General features: G+C 41.7%; 14 protein-coding genes. 1 reads left to right on the plus strand and 13 read right to left on the minus strand.

Translation table 11 applies throughout. The features are described 5' to 3' along the window. Positions 1 to 107: 107 nt before the first annotated feature. A complete protein-coding gene (gene mtnN / locus PBF_RS16830; protein ID WP_035331224.1) occupies positions 108 to 812 on the minus strand; it encodes a 5'-methylthioadenosine/S-adenosylhomocysteine nucleosidase in 705 nt (234 codons plus the stop codon). 214 nt (positions 813 to 1,026) lie between these two features. On the opposite strand from mtnN, the gene PBF_RS16835 reads away from it, so the two are divergent. After that, complete coding sequence (locus PBF_RS16835; protein ID WP_035331225.1) at positions 1,027 to 1,233, plus strand: YrzA family protein; 207 nt, start codon at positions 1,027 to 1,029, stop codon at positions 1,231 to 1,233. 22 nt (positions 1,234 to 1,255) lie between these two features. Here PBF_RS16835 and PBF_RS16840 read toward each other — a convergent pair whose 3' ends face one another. From PBF_RS16840 to PBF_RS26185, 12 genes are all read right to left on the minus strand, one after another. Next, on the minus strand, positions 1,256 to 1,918 hold the full coding sequence (locus PBF_RS16840) for a YrrS family protein (RefSeq protein WP_035331226.1): 663 nt from the start codon (positions 1,916 to 1,918) through the stop codon (positions 1,256 to 1,258). A 223-nt stretch (positions 1,919 to 2,141) separates the two neighbouring features. After that, positions 2,142 to 3,935 carry a peptidoglycan D,D-transpeptidase FtsI family protein gene (locus tag PBF_RS16845; protein WP_035331227.1) on the minus strand — a complete coding sequence of 598 codons (1,794 nt, stop codon included), beginning with the start codon at positions 3,933 to 3,935 and terminating at the stop codon, positions 2,142 to 2,144. A 56-nt stretch (positions 3,936 to 3,991) separates the two neighbouring features. Further along, positions 3,992 to 4,468 (minus strand): transcription elongation factor GreA, encoded by a 477-nt coding sequence (gene greA / locus PBF_RS16850; RefSeq protein WP_009333053.1) that lies wholly within the window; start codon positions 4,466 to 4,468, stop codon positions 3,992 to 3,994. A gap of 251 nt (positions 4,469 to 4,719) precedes the next feature. Next, positions 4,720 to 5,355: a uridine kinase gene (gene udk, locus PBF_RS16855; protein WP_035331228.1), complete on the minus strand. Its 636-nt coding sequence runs from the start codon at positions 5,353 to 5,355 to the stop codon at positions 4,720 to 4,722. Positions 5,356 to 5,358: 3 nt separating this feature from the next. Next, positions 5,359 to 6,627: a peptidase U32 family protein gene (locus PBF_RS16860; RefSeq protein WP_035331229.1), complete on the minus strand. Its 1,269-nt coding sequence runs from the start codon at positions 6,625 to 6,627 to the stop codon at positions 5,359 to 5,361. Between the two features lie 35 nt (positions 6,628 to 6,662). Further along, positions 6,663 to 7,592: a peptidase U32 family protein gene (locus tag PBF_RS16865; protein WP_035331230.1), complete on the minus strand. Its 930-nt coding sequence runs from the start codon at positions 7,590 to 7,592 to the stop codon at positions 6,663 to 6,665. A 5-nt stretch (positions 7,593 to 7,597) separates the two neighbouring features. Next, complete coding sequence (locus tag PBF_RS16870; protein WP_035331323.1) at positions 7,598 to 8,233, minus strand: O-methyltransferase; 636 nt, start codon at positions 8,231 to 8,233, stop codon at positions 7,598 to 7,600. 274 nt (positions 8,234 to 8,507) lie between these two features. Continuing rightward, entirely contained in the window at positions 8,508 to 9,641 is a 1,134-nt protein-coding gene (mltG, locus tag PBF_RS16875) for an endolytic transglycosylase MltG (protein WP_035331231.1), read from the minus strand. Between the two features lie 484 nt (positions 9,642 to 10,125). Continuing rightward, positions 10,126 to 10,410 (minus strand): DUF1292 domain-containing protein, encoded by a 285-nt coding sequence (locus PBF_RS16880; protein ID WP_035331232.1) that lies wholly within the window; start codon positions 10,408 to 10,410, stop codon positions 10,126 to 10,128. A gap of 14 nt (positions 10,411 to 10,424) precedes the next feature. Then, positions 10,425 to 10,841 (minus strand): Holliday junction resolvase RuvX, encoded by a 417-nt coding sequence (gene ruvX, locus PBF_RS16885; RefSeq protein WP_035331233.1) that lies wholly within the window; start codon positions 10,839 to 10,841, stop codon positions 10,425 to 10,427. Positions 10,842 to 10,843: 2 nt separating this feature from the next. Further along, positions 10,844 to 11,110, minus strand: a complete 267-nt coding sequence (locus tag PBF_RS16890) for an IreB family regulatory phosphoprotein (RefSeq protein WP_009333061.1) — start codon at positions 11,108 to 11,110, stop codon at positions 10,844 to 10,846. Positions 11,111 to 11,163: 53 nt separating this feature from the next. After that, positions 11,164 to 11,307 (minus strand): hypothetical protein, encoded by a 144-nt coding sequence (locus PBF_RS26185; protein WP_160169266.1) that lies wholly within the window; start codon positions 11,305 to 11,307, stop codon positions 11,164 to 11,166. Positions 11,308 to 11,340: the final 33 nt, after the last annotated feature.

The following is an 11,340-nucleotide window of genomic DNA, read 5'->3' on the forward strand; positions in this document are numbered from 1 at the left end:
TAGACTATAAATCTACTTTAACATACTTAGCAAGCGTGAAGGTGATGTAAATAATGTAAGATAGGAAAAAAGGGAAAAGCCGATTTATGTATAACCGCCTGTCCTTTTTACTTGTTATACTTAAGGGCATCTACTATCTTCATTACAAGTGTAGCAGAATGAAGTGCTGCCTTCTCCAAAAATTGCTCAAATGAAACATCTGATTCTTTTCCTGCAATGTCTGAAAGGGCACGGATGACAACAAAAGGAGTCTCAAATTGATGTGCAACCTGCGCAACTGCTGCAGCTTCCATTTCTACCGCCTGAAGGTCTGTAAATTTATCACGGATATAATCTACTCTTGCCGGATCATTCATGAAAGAGTCGCCTGTTGCAATTAACCCTCTGACAACCTGGATATCCCCGATTTCCTTGGCGCATGCTTCAGCAATCTGCACGAGGCTGTGATCTGCTTCGAATGCTGCCGGCAATTGAGGTACCTGTCCATATTCGTAGCCAAAAGCAGTAACGTCTACATCGTGATGTCTTACCTCTGTTGAAATTACTGTATCTCCCACATTCAGTTCAGGGTTAAATCCTCCGGCTGAACCGGTGTTAATGACATAATCCGGCTTGTACCGCTCCAAAAGGATGGCAGTCGACATGGCTGCGTTTACTTTGCCTATTCCAGAACGGAGAAGCACAACATCCGCGCTATTCATTTTCCCTGCTGTAAATTCGCATCCGGCAATAGTTTCCTGGTGCTTATCTTCTATTTTATCTCTAAGTAAAGTAACTTCCTCTTCCATTGCTCCAATAATAGCTATTTTCATTTTAAAACCTCTTTCTGATTTTTCTATGCTTTGATTACATTCCTGGTAATAGCATGCCCATATGATTTATGCAAACTCTATTCTACCATCATAGACGGGATGATTGCCATATTCGTAAATAATTCATGCATTAACCTCTCAGGTTTTGAAAGTTGCCAGACTAAAACTCACCCCATAAAATAAAAGATAGTATCGAAGGGAAGGGGGAATCATGATGAATTTCCAGTTTGATTTGATAGAAGATAAGGTTGAGTTTTATGAGGCTACTACTTTAAAGGAGCTTGAAAAGAAGATAAATTTACAGATTGAGCATAATAAAGCCATCCTTTTATCTGTCCACCACGTATCGCATCAAATGCATCTTGATGAGAATGGAAGGACTTATTTCTCGGCGGTGGTCCACTATAAAGCAAAAAAATAAGGACGCCTTGGCGTCCTTATAATTAATTTATTTCATTTAAGACTTCTACTCTGGAAGGCTTCCATCCTTCTCCGTCAACCCAGTCTATATAGACACGGTACTTCTCACTTTGATCTTTTGTGGAAATTGTCCCAACAGAGCTGTTTGGCCCATTATTTCCGAGGAACCAAACAGTCATATTGCCCTGGTCAACACCTGTAGCATAAGAAATGGCACTGAGCATTTCCTGCCAATCTGCATGATTTTGATCGTAGACTGCAGTATGCTCCCCGGTTTGAGAGGTTCCGACTGGTTTCCATGCTGGATTTTCAATCGTTTTTTCCACGTCAGGCCCGCTTCCGCCTTCTGTTACGACTTGTTCTTTATCTTCTTCAGTCTCCTCATCAGCATTCTCTTCTGTTTCTTTTTCTTCTTCAGACTCTTTATCTGCTTTCTCTTCGTCATTATCCTTGTTTTGCTCTATATCATTGCCCTTATCTTCCTTGTTTTTCTCATTTTGCTTCGATTCAGATGCTGTCTGTTCATCAGCAGGAAGTGCCTGGTCGTTATTACCGCCAAAGAATATTTTGGCTGATACAACAATAATAAGGATGATGACAAGTGCAATAAGGCTATTTAAAATGATATTGGTTTTTTTTCTTTTTTCCCGTTTTCCAAAACGGGACTCTCTGTTATTCCCTTTCAAGACTTTCTCCTCCCCAATCTGTTATCAGACTTATAGGTATAATAAAAAATGAGTAGAAATTATTACCCCAGCCATCTGCCCACGGGCTATATCCGAAACAGCGGCTGTCAACATTCTAACATGGAATCAGGTTATCTTAAAAGAATTAACCTATGGACACAGGTAACGCCAGCAATTAATGTACCGCAGCAGCATAGGGAAAGTTACACTATACCATATTTGTTTAAGAGTCTGCAGAGCCAGATGGAGGAATTTCTTGTTTATGATTATAGTTATAGATTTCTTTCACAATTTCAGCAAAGAGCGGATTCACTCCTCCTGTGTCTTCAGTAACTTCCAAGTTTACAGTTACAAGGGCATATTTTGGATTTTTATATGGGAAATAACCAGCGAACCATTTATTGTGAAGCTGCTTTCCATCTGCCATTATACCTGTTTCTGCAGTGCCGGATTTGCCTGCAACTTCGTATGGAAGTTCATTAAACCAGCGCCCGGTCCCTTCTTCATTGATTACTACTCCCCTTAGCAGCCTTTGAAGCTTCATAGCGGTAAACGGGGCAATGATATCTCCCTGCAGCTTCTGTTTATCGAATTCTATAAGTGATGTACTGTTTTTATATTCAATTTCTGACGCAACCCGGACCATTTCTTTCTCTCCTCCTCTGGCTATAGTTGCCATCATGTTGGCAACAGCAAGTGGAGTAGCTCTCACTTCATGCTGTCCAATCCCTGTAAGGCCTGCAAAATTACTGTCTTTTTTAGCATCTTCAGACAGAAACACCCGTCCTTTTTCTTCGTCCTGAAGCTGTTTAAAATCGCTGAAGTGATAAATATCTCCCTCCCAGCTTACAGGACCTATTAATGACAGTTTTTCTGCATACTCCTCAAGGAGATCCGGGTTAATATCTTTTAACTCCTTAGCAATGGAAGCAAATGTATTATTACAGCTCCTGGCAAAGCTCTCATCGAAATTCAGCATGCCATGCTGATATTTAAGATCTGGATCTCCATTTATTTTCCTGCTGCAGTCAAATTGCCTTTTAGGATCGTCGAGACCATGATCAATTGCGGCTGCTGCCACCACCGTTTTAAAAATCGATCCCATGATCTGCTGTTTAATCATATGATTAATCGTCCCTCTGCTTTCTTCATCAAAAGGATTAGATTTATTAAGTGATGGACGCGACACCATTGCCAAAATTGAATTAGTCTCTATATCAAGAAGGACAATGCCGCCTTTTTTAATCCCATGCTGATCCGCCAATTTTTCAGCCATCATTTGCAAATCATAGTCCAAAGTTGTCCTAATATTGACCGGATAAAAGGGGTTTGCCGGCTCAACATATTTTACATCGATGCCAAACAGCGGTCCGCCTGTTCCATCCACATGATAGACAAGTTTTGATGCCCCTTCAGGAAGCAGAAATTCATCAAAGCTCTTCTCCATGCCAGTAATGCCGATCATTGTGTCGGGAGACAGATCTTTATCCGGGTATCTTTCATTAAGGACGGCCTGATTTTGGCCGGTAATTCCAATTAGCTGGGATGCAGGTTTCTCGGAACGGCTGTACTTCTTCTCAACAGCAAAGACACCCGGAATTTTCAAGTCATTGATTTTCTCCATTTGATCGTAAGACAGCTGAATGGGCTCAGGGCTTCCAAATGCAAAAGGTTCTTTTGCATTCTCAACTGAATGCCGCAAAGAATACTCCGAAGCACCCGTAATTTCAGATATCTTTTTTATATTCCAATCCATTTTTGCGAGGAAGGGGAATAATATAAGAACAGATTTATTTTCAAAGGTCATGGGATTACCGCTGCGATCAAGAAAATCCCCTCTCCCGGCATCGATAATCATTTCCTGGGAGCGCTGACGGACACTCGCTTCCAAAAGATTGATTTCCCTGCCTGTAAAATGCTCTGTTGAAATAAGCTGCAGCTGTATCAGCCTTCCCATAAGTAAACTAAGTACAATGAAACTGACGATTAGCCAGCCAACTGCTCTGTTTCTCCACATAAAAAACACCTCGTCAAAAGTCTTGACGAGGTTTTCTGATTTCAAACCAGCTATTCTTATTTAATGGAAACAATACGTACGTTCATTTCTCCTCCTGGAGTCTGAACGGTAACTTCGTCTCCGACTGTACGCCCAATCAGGCTCTTGGCAATTGGAGAATCGTTTGAGATTTTTCCTTCAAAAGGATCCGCCTCAGCGCTTCCAACGATAGTGTAAGTTTCTTCGTCTCCATCCGGAAGCTCTACGAACGTAACGGAACGGCCAAGTCCAACAATATCTCCGGCCATTTCTTCCTCTTGAATGATCTTTGCATTGCGGATCATATTTTCAAGAGTGGTAATCCGGCCCTCAACAAAAGCCTGCTCTTCTTTTGCTGAATCATATTCTGAGTTCTCGGAAAGGTCTCCGAAGCTTCTTGCGATTTTTATACGTTCAACCACTTCTTTGCGTTTAACCGATTTTAAATATTCAAGTTCCTGCTCAAGTTTTTCTTTACCTGCCTGTGTCATTGGGAAAACCTTTTCTGTAGCCAAAACCTTCACTCCTTCGAATTACACATCCTTCAAAAGTATGTGTTCTATAATGTATGTACTTCTTTTTATCATATTTTCAAGAAAATGAACAGGAGCGCGTCCTTTGTTAAAGGGCGCGCAGATCATCTTTTTATATTGACTGGCTCTAAAAGATTTAGCTGACGGTTATAATGAACCGGGATAAGCAATAGATCTTACACAGCCACTCGGTAAAAGGATAAGTCCTATAGAACATTTTCATTGCTATTGTTTCATAAAAATGACTTTTGTTCAAGAATTGTTTGAATTTTTGTGACCATTAAATCGATGGCAACGTAATTATGCCCGCCTTCAGGAATAATGATGTCAGCATATCTTTTCGTCGGCTCAATAAATTGATTATGCATTGGCCGCACTACATTTACATATTGCTCAATGACTGAATCCATGGTGCGTCCACGCTCTTTTATATCCCTGAATAAGCGTCGGATGATCCGCAGGTCGGCATCTGTATCTACATATAATTTCATGTCCATCAGATTACGGAGCCTCTCATCCTCAAGAATCAGTATGCCTTCTAAGATGATGACATCCTTTGGTTCGACTTCAATTACTTCTTCAGACCTTGTATGCATGGCATAATCATATACAGGCTTTCTTATCGGCTCATATCTCAGCAGGCTTTCAATATGTTCAATAAGCAGGTCGTTATCAAATGCAAGCGGATGGTCATAATTTGTCTTCAGTCTTTCTTCAAAAGGCAGATGAGTCTGATCCTTATAATAATAGTCCTGTTCGATCATAAGGATTGAATGCCCTTTGAAACGGTCATAGATCGCTTTGGTTACGCTCGTTTTTCCTGAGCCGGAACCGCCGGCCACCCCAATTACAACGGGTTTGCGTTTCATTGATTAGAGCTCCTTTCGCATCATGTTGTCAGGGTATACCGGCTTATCAACTCTAAATTGAACAATTTGAAGCGGATGGCGCGCAGCATCCAGTTCATTGCCTTTTTCATCCCATATTTTATCGATGACTTGTGTAAAGTTTTCAATTTCAGGGCCGAAGAACTCGACTTCCTCTCCAGGCATAAATTTGTTTCTCTGCTGAAGGGTAACAATTTGTGTTTCCGGATTGTAATCCAGCACAAGCCCGACGAAATCGATATTCGTCTTTTTGCTATGATTTCCAAACATTTGCTCTTTATACCCAGGAACCCCTTCAAAGAAAGCCGGCGCTGTTTCACGGTTCGCACATTTATCAAGCTCTTCAAGCCATTCCTGCTTAATCTGGAAGTTGTCGGGATCTGCACAATAAGCATCAATCACTTTACGATACACACTTACTACTGTTGCAATGTAATGGATGGATTTCATGCGTCCTTCGATTTTTAAACTGTCAATCCCCAATTCGATCATACGCGGAATTGATTCAATCAGCTTAAGGTCTTTAGGGCTCATCGCAAATGGAGCATCTCCTTCGCTGTATAAAGGAACTTCATTTTCTCCATCAAGCTGATATAAATCATAATCCCAGCGGCAGGACTGGCAGCAGCCGCCCCTGTTGGAATCACGGGCAGTCATATGATTGCTGAGTGTGCAGCGCCCGGAGTAGGCAATGCACATCGCCCCATGAATGAAGGTTTCAATTTCAATATCAACCTTCTCCTTCATTTCCTTAATTTCCTCCGCACTTGTTTCACGCGCAAGAACGACACGCTCCAATCCTTCTTCCTTCCAGAACTCGACTGCCTTCCAGTTGGAAAGCGATTGCTGCGTGCTTAAATGCACTTCTATTTCAGGTGCTACACGGCGGCAGGTTTCAATGATAAGCGGATCTGCCACAATGATTCCTGCTACTCCTGCTTCTTTAAGGCCCAGCAAATACTCCTCAAGACCATCAATATTTTCGTTATGTGCGAAAATATTGGTTGTGACATAAATCTTGGCTCCGTATTTTTTGGCGAATTCAACGCCTTCTTTCATTTCTTCAAAAGTGAAGTTTCCTGCGTTTGAACGAAGGCCGTATTCCTGTCCGCCGATAAACACAGCGTCGGCACCATAGTGGACGGCAATCTTCAGCTTTTCAAGGTTTCCTGCCGGAGCAAGCAATTCAGGCTTTTTTACAATAACCCGTTTGCCGTTGACAATTTCGGAAATTTTTTCTTTTACCGCTGCCATAGAGCTTCCTCCTCTTTCTTTTTAATATAGTTAAATCAGTAGACAGTTTCTTTAAAGAAGAATCCAGTATCAAGGGGACGATTCGCCGGCTGGATTTCTTCAACTTCAGTGAGAAGGCCATCTTTTATTTCATCGTATTGGTCCGGGTCTTCGACACATAGATCAATAGCTTTTCTGTAGAGCTTAGTCACTTCAATAATATATTCAGGAGTTTTTAATATCCCGTCAATTTTAAATGAATCAATGCCTGCTTCAATCATTTCCTGCAGTTCATCTATAATGCAGATGTCATTAGGGCTCATGATATGAGTGCCATTTTCATCTTCGAAGATCGGGTATTTATTTTCCCGTTCCTTATCGTGAAGGAACATATTCTTTTCCTGTTTGCGGTTTTCAACCTCCAGGGCTTTCCCCTGGTATTCATAATAATTACCAAGCAGGGAGCGCTTTGATTGGAACATGGCAGTCATGCCATGAACCTGCACTTCAATTTCCACTTCGGCATTTTCTTTTATTTCAAGGATGGCATCCATATTAATCTCTCTTGCAAGGACTGCGCGTTTTGCACCTTTTCTGCCCCAGTAGTTGCATGTATACCAGTTTGTTGCAGTTGTTTCTGTATTCCAATGGAGCTTCATGTCCGGTGCAGCCGAGCGGGCGGCCATTAATACAGCCGGATCCCCAAAAATGATTGCATCAGCATTTATTTCTTTCAGGAAACTGATATAACCTTCAAGTTCAGGCACTTTATCATTATGAAATAAAGCGTTCATCGCCACATACACTTTTTTCCCATGCTTGTGTGCAAGTTCAACCGCTTCTTTCACATCTTCTCTTGTGAATTCCCCTGCAAGCCTCAGTCCATATCGCTGTTCCCCTACGACAAAAGCATCTGCGCCTGCAGACACTAGGGGCCCGATATCTTCAACACTTGTTGGTGTCACTAACAGTTCAGGTTTTTTCATTATAATCACCTCTTTTTACTAATTGCCACGCCATCCCCAACAGGCAAAATAACTGTATGGTATTCAGGATGACTCATTAACCATTTATTAAAAACATCAATTTTTCGAACCATATTCCGGATACGTTTATTTTCTATATCTGATTCACACACAAGGCCTTTAAAAAGGACATTGTCTGTAATAATCACGCCGCCATCGGAGAGAAATCGGGAATATATTTCAAAGAATCGCTGATACTGGCCCTTTGCTGCATCGATAAATATAGCATCATAGGGTCCTTGCTTTTCAACGTCTTCCCCGACTTCCAGGGCATCTCCCTTTATGATGAGGATTTGCTCCTTTTTCCCGGCTTCATCTATATACTGTTCGGCAAGCTGGTAACGTTCCGAATCGCGTTCTATTGTAACGATTTTCGACTCAGGAACAGCGAATGCCATTCTGAGTGCTGAATAGCCGATTGCCGTGCCAACTTCGAGAATCATTTTAGGTTTTTGGATGCGCAAAAGCTGAAGCATTGCCTCAATTCCTGCCAGCTCCATGATCGGAACATTGTACTCTTTGGCGTATTGCTCCATTTTGTCCAGTAACTGGGGCCTTTCAGGTATTATTTCCTCTATATATGCATGCAGCTTATCGTTCATCAAGCTGGCATCACCTCGATCAGACGGATTTTTATTGTCAAGCTGCGGCTGTAAGAGACTCACGGTTTTCAGCGGCTTTTCCATTTAGACATGAAAAAATAGCGTTCACAGATAGGATGTGAAAATGCGCTGTGCTGCATTCCGGCTTAGAGATGAGCCTGTATCCATGCTTGTCCGTGATTTACGCTATCGCAAAGCTTGTATTAAAACACCTGATCTATTTTACCATAAGTAAAAGGGGAATGCTATATCTGCACATTCCCCTTTTACTTATTTAATTATTTGATATATGCTGTGCTTTTTTTTGATTATGCTCATCCAGTGTCTTTGAAAAAAGGACTTCTCCTGTTGATGTAGCCAGGAAGTACAGGTAATCTGTTTCTGCAGGCACCAATGCTGCTTTAATTGAGGTAACCCCGGCATTTGCAATTGGCCCCGGCGTCAGTCCAGGGTACTTATAGGTGTTGTATGGAGAGTCGATCTCTAAGTCTTTATATAGGACCCTTGATTTATGTTCACCATGTGCATACAGGACAGTTGGATCTGTCTGCAGAGGCATTCCTGTGTCAATCCGATTGTAGAAAACACTCGCAATCTGATCACGGTCTACTTTCGCCGTTGCTTCTTCCTCTATGAGCGATGCCATTGTCAATAATTTGTGCGGGGTGTATTCCCGCTTCTCCATCTCACCGCTATACTCTTGAATAACTGATGCCGTTTTATCAAGCATAACTTCGACAATTTCCTCTATAGTCGGGTCTTCTTTGTAAAAAGGATAGGTTGCCGGGAATAAATATCCCTCAAGAGGATATTTAATATTCTCAGCCAGGACTTCCTTTGTCAGCAATTCAGGATATTCTGCCATTAACGACTTAATAAAAGCTTTCTCATTAAGTTTTTTCAAAACATCTTCAGGTTTTTTATCCGTTTTTTCTGCAATGATCCCCGCTATCTGCTCAAGCTGTTTTCCCTCTGGAATGGTGATCTTGAAAGCCGCTTCTTCCATTACCTTACCTGTTTTTAAGCTATCAAGGATTTCCTTCATATTCATGGAAGGCTTCAATTCATATTCTCCTGCCATGAATCCAGCTTCATTTTTAAATTTCACATAATATTTAAAAACACGTGCATCCCTGATAATTCCATTTTCTTCAAGGACAGTGCCAATTCCTGTTACAGATGACCCGATTGGTATCTCTACTTTTTTCGGCTTATTATTATCAGGATCAACAGGCTTTAAAGCTGAATTAATATAAAAATATCCCCCGCCGATCACTGCAGCAGCTAAGATTAATAATATGATTGCAACTATCAGTACAATTTTTCGGACTACTTTTGCTTCGCCCTGGCGCTCAATCATTTTTTCGCGTATTATTTCTTTTTTTCCTTTTTGATCGTCTGCAGACATCACATATCCCCCCGTTCCAAAGACATTGGCTTTGTAAATGGCTCTTTTCGTACAAATTATTGTTGTCGCCTTTTAATGTTTGCCCGTTGATTTCCGCTCCAGGATGCTCGCTTTCCGCGGGGCAGGCGGTGAGCCTCCTCAACGCTTCGAGTCTGCGGGGTCTCACCTGTCCCGCTATTCCCGCTGGAGTCTCGCACCTTCCGCTACAATCAACTCAGTGGATAATATTAAAAAAGCAACAAACCTTGCAAAAACAGCCTTGTATAACTGCATGTTTCATCCAATTGCCTAAGAAAAAACTTCATATTTTCTTATTGTTTCCTCATACATCACGGGCTTATTATACTATATTTTCTTTTGGAAGTCGCAGGATATTACAAAAACCAAAAAGATCCGCCAATTATTTCCATATTTTGCGCTGTCGGTTTAATTAACTCCGTCGGAAAAAGAAGCAAATAAAAAACTGGCCCGGGGGCCAGTTTTATTAATCTTCCTGCTCATCAAGGAATGTGTTTAGCATTTCTTCAATTAGATCCCATTCCTCTTCTGTCTCGATCGGCTGCAGTTCGCCATCCTTGCTGTCTTCGCTTGGACTGAATGCTGATGCGTGAATTTCAATTTCTTCATCATCATTTTCATCTGCCCCCACTGGATAGTAAAGGACATATGACTTGCCGAATTCATCCGAGTCAAACGTGAACAATACTTCGCAAAGCTGCTCGTTGCCTTCCTCGTCAATTACAGTAATGTTGTTATCTCCATGGTTCATTTCTGTTCACCTCATTAAATTTGGCTATTTAAAAAGCCTTGTAAAATCATGACGGCTGCCATTTTATCAATGACTTTTTTCCGTTTCTTGCGGCTGACATCCGCTTCAAGCAAAACTCTTTCAGCTGCCATTGTTGAGAGACGCTCGTCCCATAATACGACCGGAAGGCCAAATAGCTTTTCCAGTTCTGAAGCAAAGAACTGGCTGGCTTCACCGCGGGGGCCAATGGTTCCATTCATATTTTTAGGCAAGCCGACAACAATCTTACTGACTTCATGCTCTTTTATTATTTCACCAATTCTTTCAAAACCAAACTCTTTTTCTTCCTCGCTGATTTTGATGGTTTCCAGGCCCTGCGCCGTCCATCCGAGCGCATCGCTTAGAGCGACGCCGACTGTCTTAGAGCCGACATCCAATCCCATAGTCCGCATGTTTACCCCTCACGCTGCTGTTTTAAGTACGATTTAACCAATTCTTCGATGATCTCATCCCGTTCAAGTTTACGGATGATATTGCGTGCATCCTTATGGCGGGGAATGTAAGCCGGATCCCCGGACAGCAGATAACCGACAATTTGGTTTATAGGGTTATACCCTTTTTCCTGAAGGGCACCATAAACTTGAAACAGAACTTCATTAACATCTTGTTCGATTGGTTCTTCAGGAAAATTAAACCTCATTGTTTTGTCAAATGAGCTCATATCTTACACCTCGCTTTTCTGTATGAAGGATAGGATAGCCTATATTTGCCGGATTAAATCCGGTTCATAGCCAGCTTGTCCCCCTCTTCATAACTGTTTGGCCTGCCGCCTGAATAAACAGAGCGATCAATAAATGATCTTGTTCCTGACAGGAAAACATGGTGAAGAACAAGCTGTATCTTCCTGATGATGAACAATCTCTCTTGGTTACCTCCATTTTACACTACTTT

It is taken from the genome of Cytobacillus firmus DS1 (assembly GCF_000565285.1).
In the GTDB taxonomy this organism is placed as follows: Bacteria; Bacillota; Bacilli; order Bacillales; family Cytobacillaceae; genus Cytobacillus; species Cytobacillus firmus_A.

Excerpts from the sequence above, each read along its gene's own strand:
- mtnN (WP_035331224.1), bottom strand. The coding sequence starts at position 812 with ATGAAAATAGCTATTATTGGAGCAATGGAAGAGGAAGTTACTTTACTT.
- PBF_RS16835 (WP_035331225.1), top strand. The coding sequence starts at position 1,027 with ATGAATTTCCAGTTTGATTTGATAGAAGATAAGGTTGAGTTTTATGAG.
- PBF_RS16845 (WP_035331227.1), bottom strand. The coding sequence starts at position 3,935 with ATGTGGAGAAACAGAGCAGTTGGCTGGCTAATCGTCAGTTTCATTGTA.
- udk (WP_035331228.1), bottom strand. The coding sequence starts at position 5,355 with ATGAAACGCAAACCCGTTGTAATTGGGGTGGCCGGCGGTTCCGGCTCA.
- PBF_RS16860 (WP_035331229.1), bottom strand. The coding sequence starts at position 6,627 with ATGGCAGCGGTAAAAGAAAAAATTTCCGAAATTGTCAACGGCAAACGG.
- PBF_RS16865 (WP_035331230.1), bottom strand. The coding sequence starts at position 7,592 with ATGAAAAAACCTGAACTGTTAGTGACACCAACAAGTGTTGAAGATATC.
- PBF_RS16870 (WP_035331323.1), bottom strand. The coding sequence starts at position 8,233 with ATGAACGATAAGCTGCATGCATATATAGAGGAAATAATACCTGAAAGG.
- mltG (WP_035331231.1), bottom strand. The coding sequence starts at position 9,641 with ATGTCTGCAGACGATCAAAAAGGAAAAAAAGAAATAATACGCGAAAAA.
- PBF_RS16880 (WP_035331232.1), bottom strand. The coding sequence starts at position 10,410 with ATGAACCATGGAGATAACAACATTACTGTAATTGACGAGGAAGGCAAC.
- ruvX (WP_035331233.1), bottom strand. The coding sequence starts at position 10,841 with ATGCGGACTATGGGATTGGATGTCGGCTCTAAGACAGTCGGCGTCGCT.
- PBF_RS16890 (WP_009333061.1), bottom strand. The coding sequence starts at position 11,110 with ATGAGCTCATTTGACAAAACAATGAGGTTTAATTTTCCTGAAGAACCA.